The sequence below is a fragment of the Desulfoluna sp. genome, from assembly GCF_030145185.1.
Classification (GTDB): domain Bacteria; phylum Desulfobacterota; class Desulfobacteria; order Desulfobacterales; family Desulfolunaceae; genus Desulfoluna.
Window position 1 is genome coordinate 1 of record NZ_JAQYWB010000142.1, and the last position, 5,876, is coordinate 5,876.

The following is a 5,876-nucleotide window of genomic DNA, read 5'->3' on the forward strand; positions in this document are numbered from 1 at the left end:
CCCTACCCTTGTGGCCCGAAAACCGTTGGCAACGCGGCAGATAAAGGCCCCTGAAAGGCAAAACGGCGTTAAGCTCGCAAGTCCTCGATTTTGGAGTCTTTTCATTGGCCCCGTGTCAACCACCAGCGCACGGCTTTTTTATTACAGATTAAGCGCAGCGACTCCTCGCACCAAGAACCAGGAACGAAGCATCCAGAACGCTTTTAAAAAAAGATTGAGCGCAGCGATTCCTTGAACCAAGAACCAAGCACCAAGAACTAAGAACGCTTTTAATAGAGGGATATACGGGGATGGGTTTTTTGGGGCTGTTTCGGTTACCCGCGGTGCGCAAGCACACCCTACCCTTGCAGCCCGAAGATTGTCGGAAATATGTTACCTAAAGGCGCCCGAATGCCAAGTAGGGCCGAGTCCATAAGGCCCCTATTCTGTACTATTTACGCTTGCGTCTGTGTTTGTGTCTGCCACCAGCCCCCGGCTTTTATATAACAGATTGAGCGCAGCGACTCCTTGAACGAAGAACGCCGAACCAAGCACGAAGAACGTTTTTGCCCTTACCCATTGGCCATTCGCGAAGCGAATACCTTGAACCAAGCACCAAGAACGCTTTTATTTTTTACCTAAACCTCATAATCGATAAAATGGTGCAGATCATCGGGATGAATGGCATCACCGGAGACGGCCCGATCGCAGGCGGTGGCGCCGGCTTTTTTCATCTGTTTGGCGCTGCCGCAGAGAAGGGGGTGCCAGTCAGGGAGGGGACGGCCTTCCAGGACCCGGCGGTACGCACAGGTCTCCGGGAGCCAGCGGTACTTGGCCACGTCGGCCGGAGTCAACTGGACACAGACATCGTTGATAAAGGTCCGGTTCTCGTAAATCCGGCACCGGCTGCTCTCCAGATCCAGATATTGGCAGGCCACAGAGGTCACGTAAATGGCTCCGGTTTCGGCATCTTCAAGTTTTTCCATGCAGCAGAGACCGCACCCGTCACAGAGGGATTCCCACTGTTTCTGGGTCATTCGATCCAGGGGTGTGTTCTCCCAGAATGACGTTCGGCTTTCTCTGTCTTTATTGTTTGCGGTCTTCTTCACTGTCCGGCGAATCCTTCAATCCAGAATGTATTCAATCAAAAAAATGGCCCCGCAAAAATCCAGGTTTTTCAAGGTTAACAGGAACGTTCTACCGTTCGAGTCACGTTAAAAAACCCAGGTTGCGAGGCAAGTTGGACGATGATTCTTTACGAACGCACCCTAAAAATCAAGACTTAAAGTGAATGCTCATGTTTAAACGCAAGCCATGCCAGGGTGACCTGTTCGGTCCACTGATCTTCCGTCAGGCTCCACTGTGCCATCTGGCCGGGATCGGCAGGCATCGACACCATCTTCGCCAAATCTTTATATGCGTGATTTTTCATGAGATCTTCTGCGAAGGTGCCCTCTTCAATGAATTCCGTCGGGAATCGGTCCGGATGGGCCGCAACCAAAGCTTCCAAATCATCAGCGGTACGTGCAAATTCCATTTATCACAACTCCGTATCAAACAGTTCAACACATGCCCGAAAAATAAGATTATGTCTCTTCCGGGGATTCAAACCGACAAAAAAATAATATAGTGCATCACTTCACGATTTTCAACCTTTCAGACAGATCAAGAGCTACAAAAAAAGCCCGATTTCTCTACCTTTGACACCTCAGGGCGTCCCTTAGTTCATGCTCGCAAGTCAGCGCCATCTTCAGTCACATCACCCTGAAAATTTTCTTCGTCATCGCTTTTTCAGTTGTTTCTATGGCAAAATGTCAGTATGTGATGAGCCGCATTTGTTTGAATATCAGCGAATTTTCAAAACCCCCGGATCTCGGTTATGCCCGATAGGCTCACCCCCGATACCAGGACGACCCCATGCCCAACAGCCGGTTTCGGCTTGAAATATGATGGTTCCGTAACACCCCCAAAGGAGTCTCCGACAGTTTTCATCTGGCGGCGAAGCATCGTAACGTTGGCATTGTGAAGAACCATCAACTAAGAGGAAGATCCACACATGACAGACAGTAGTAACATTCGAAACATCGCCATCATTGCCCACGTTGACCACGGAAAAACCACCCTTGTGGACGCCATGTTCCGCCAAAGCGGCCTGTTCCGTGAGGACCAGGAAGTGGAAGACCGGCTCATGGACAGCATGGACCTGGAAAGAGAACGGGGCATTACCATTTCTGCCAAAAACTGTTCAGTTAACTGGATGGGCACCCGCATCAACATTCTCGATACCCCCGGCCACGCTGATTTCAGTGGCGAGGTGGAGCGTGCTCTCTCCATGGTAGACGGTGCCATCCTGCTGGTAGACGCCTCCGAAGGCCCCCTGCCCCAGACCCGCTTTGTTTTGAAGAAAACCCTGGAAGCCGGCCTCAAGGTCATCGTGGCCATCAACAAAATTGACCGCGCCGACGCCCGACCCGACGAAGTCTTAGACGAAATCTACGACCTCTTTATCGACCTTGATGCCACCGATAAGCAGCTCGATTTCCCCGTGCTCTACGCCATCGGCCGTGACGGCATCGCACAGAACACTCTGGAAGAGAAAGGCACCGACCTTACCCCTCTCTTTACCAAAGTCGTCAACGATCTTCCCGCGCCCATGATTTACCCGGAAAAACCCCTCCAGATCCTCATCTCCGACCTCGGCTACTCCGATTACCTGGGACGTCTCGCCATCGGCAGGGTCTACAACCGGCCCCTCTCCACCAAGACGCCCCTGGTCTACATCAACGAAGAGGGCAAGGCCATTCGCATCAAGGTCACCAAGGTGCAGGTCTATGATGGTCTCTCCATCAGCGAGACCGATATCGTTCAGGCCGGTGACATCGCCGTCATCTCCGGGATCGAGGAGATCCAGATCGGAGACACCGTCTGTGAGATGGACCACGCCGTGGCGCTGCCTCGCGTCACCGTCGATGAGCCCACCGTGGCCATGCGTTTTTCCATCAACACCTCCCCCATGGCTGGTAAAGAAGGCAAAATCGTTCAGTCCAGTAAAATCGTGGAACGCCTCCAGAAAGAAGCCATGAAGAACGTCTCCATGAAAGTGGATCTCACGGACGACCGTGAATCCTTCATGGTCAAGGGACGCGGGGAATTCCAGATGGCTATTCTCATCGAGACCATGCGACGCGAAGGGTTCGAGCTCTGCGTCGGTCGCCCTGAGGTCATTTTTAAAGAAGAGAACGGTGTCCGCACCGAGCCCATCGAAACCGTCTACGTGGACTGCGATGACTCCTTCATGGGCGTAATCACGGAAAAACTTTCTCTTCGTAAAGGCAAGCTGATCAACCTCACCAACAACGGTCGTGGCCGCGTGAACATGGAATTTTCCATCCCCTCACGCTCCCTGATCGGTTACCGTGATGAGTTCCTCACAGACACCAAGGGTACCGGGATCATGAACTCCATCTTCCAGGGATACGAGCCCTACAGAGGAAGCTTCCCTACCCGCTACACCGGCTCCATCGTCTGTGACCGCAGCGGCCAGTCCGTCCCCTACGCTCTGTTCAACCTGGAGCCCCGCGGCCGCATGATCATCCCCCCCACGGTCCCCGTGTATGAAGGCATGATCATCGGTGAGCACAACAAAGAAGGCGACATCAACGTCAACGCGTGCAAAGAGAAAAAACTCAGCAACATGCGCGCTTCCGGCAAAGATGAGAACACCGTCTGCTCCCCCGTGAAGCCCCTGACCCTGGAACAGGCCATCAACTTCATCCGTGAAGACGAAATGGTCGAGATCACACCAATCTCCATCCGTCTGAGAAAGGCCATCCTCTCTCAGCAGAAGCGTTACCAGATGCGTCCTAAAAAAGAAGCATAGAACGCTTTCTAAATAATTGTGTACCCGACAGCCCTTCCTGAAGCCAGTGAAGGGCTGTTGGTGTTTTGGGGGGAAGGCAGAAGGCTGGGGGAAGTAAGGAAGAAGGCTGAAGGCTGAAGGCTGGGGACAGAAGGCAGAAGGCAAAAGGCAAAAGGCTGAGGGCTGGGGGCTGGGGGCTGGGGGCTGGAGGATAGAGGCTGGGCGCTGAAAGTCGAGAAGTCGTCGCGGTCCCACACGTCAACCTGTGGCTGCTCCGGGGAATACATGGTAGGCTGCGTTTGTGCACCGTAAATATCCGGGTTAGCCATTGATACGATGCATAAATCATGCGCAAGCACACACTACGACAATCTATGGGAGTAATTGATGGATTTCATTGAATTTGACCGCAGGCATATCTGGCACCCCTACACCTCCATGAAAAATCCGCTCCCCGCCTTCGAGGTGACCTCGGCCGACGGCGTTCGCCTGACCCTTGCAGACGGAACAGAGCTTATTGACGGCATGTCCTCCTGGTGGGCCGTGATTCACGGTTACAACCACCCGGTGCTCAATCAGGCGCTTTCGGACCAGGCGTCGAAGATGTCCCACGTGATGTTTGGCGGCCTCACCCACAAACCAGCCGTGGAGCTGGCCCAGCTCCTGCTCTCCATCACGCCGGATCCCCTGGAACGCATTTTTTTCTGTGACTCCGGCTCGGTCTCTGTGGAAGTGGCCCTCAAAATGGCCTTTCAGTACTGGATGGCCCGTGGGATAAAGGGAAAAAATCGCATCTTAAGCTTCATGAACGGCTACCACGGGGACACCTTCGGCGCCATGAGCGTCTGCGACCCCGTCAACGGCATGCACGATATCTTTTCAGGGGTTCTCCCCAAACACCTCTTCGCCCAAGCGCCCCAGGCCCGTTTTGATGAAGAGCCCTCAGCCGACGAGCTCGAAAAATTAGAAACCCTCATGGAGAGCCACAAAGACGAAATCGCCGCCGTCATCATCGAGCCGGTGGTTCAGGGCGCAGGTGGGATGCGTATCTACTCTCCCCTCTTCCTGAAAAAACTGCGCGAGCTCTGCGACCGGTACGGTTTCCTCCTCATCTTCGACGAGATCGCCACCAACTTCGGACGTACCGGCAAGCTTTTTGCCCTGGAGCACCCCGAAGTCGTCCCGGACATCCTCTGCCTTGGCAAGGCCCTCACCGGCGGATACATGACCCTGGCCGCCACCCTGACCACCGATGAAGTCGCCAAGACCATCAGCAGCGGCAATCCGCCCAATTTCATGCACGGTCCCACCTTCATGGGCAACCCCCTGGCTTGCGCCGTGGCCCTGGCCAGCACCCGTTTGCTCCTCGATTCTCCCTGGGAAGCCCGGGTAAAAACGATTGAAACGAGCCTCAAAAATGGCCTCCTGCCCCTGGCCGACCTGCCCCAGGTCGCGGACGTCCGCGTCCTCGGAGCCATCGGCGTGGTGGAGCTCACCCACCCCGTAGACATGGCCGTCACCCAGGCCCGCTTCGTAGAACGCGGCGTCTGGGTCCGCCCCTTTGGCAAACTCGTTTATGTCATGCCCCCCTTTGTCATGGAACCGGACGACCTGAAAACGGTGACTACGGTTATGGGTGAGGTGGTGGGGATGGAAAAGGGTTAAGGGAAAAAGGGTTAAGAAAAAAAGCGTGCTTGGTGCTTGGTTCTTGGTGCTTGGTTCGAGGAGTCGCTGCGCTCCGGCAGTTATGAAAAAACCAACACCGTTCTTTCTCGCTCCCAGGCTCTGCCTGGGGGTGTTGGGTGCAAGGCTCTGCCTTGCCGGTATGAATAGCCGTGGTGCAGGGGTGAAACTCACAGGTTGCAGAGCTTCAAGCGTGGAGGCAGAGCCTCCGGAGAGCATTCCCAGGCGGAGCCTGGGAACGAGGTGAAAAAACGTGCTTGGTTCTTCGTGCCTGGTTCGAGGAGTCGCTGGGCTCCGGTAGTTATGAAAAAACCAACACCGTTCTTTCTCGCTCCCAGGCTCTGCCTGGGGGTGT

4 protein-coding genes are annotated in these 5,876 nt (G+C 54.6%); 2 read left to right on the forward strand and 2 right to left on the reverse strand.

The features are described 5' to 3' along the window. Positions 1-617: 617 nt before the first annotated feature. A complete protein-coding gene (locus tag Q1Q75_RS22360) occupies positions 618-1,088 on the reverse strand; it encodes a YcgN family cysteine cluster protein (protein WP_300675408.1) in 471 nt (156 codons plus the stop codon). 173 nt (positions 1,089-1,261) lie between these two features. Continuing rightward, the gene (locus Q1Q75_RS22365) at positions 1,262-1,516 is read right to left on the reverse strand and encodes a hypothetical protein (protein WP_300675410.1); all 255 of its coding nucleotides are present in this window, start codon (positions 1,514-1,516) and stop codon (positions 1,262-1,264) included. 519 nt (positions 1,517-2,035) lie between these two features. On the opposite strand from Q1Q75_RS22365, the gene typA reads away from it, so the two are divergent. Further along, complete coding sequence (typA, locus tag Q1Q75_RS22370; protein ID WP_300675412.1) at positions 2,036-3,859, forward strand: translational GTPase TypA; 1,824 nt, start codon at positions 2,036-2,038, stop codon at positions 3,857-3,859. A gap of 366 nt (positions 3,860-4,225) precedes the next feature. Beyond that, entirely contained in the window at positions 4,226-5,503 is a 1,278-nt protein-coding gene (gene bioA / locus Q1Q75_RS22375) for an adenosylmethionine--8-amino-7-oxononanoate transaminase (protein WP_300675414.1), read from the forward strand. Positions 5,504-5,876: the final 373 nt, after the last annotated feature.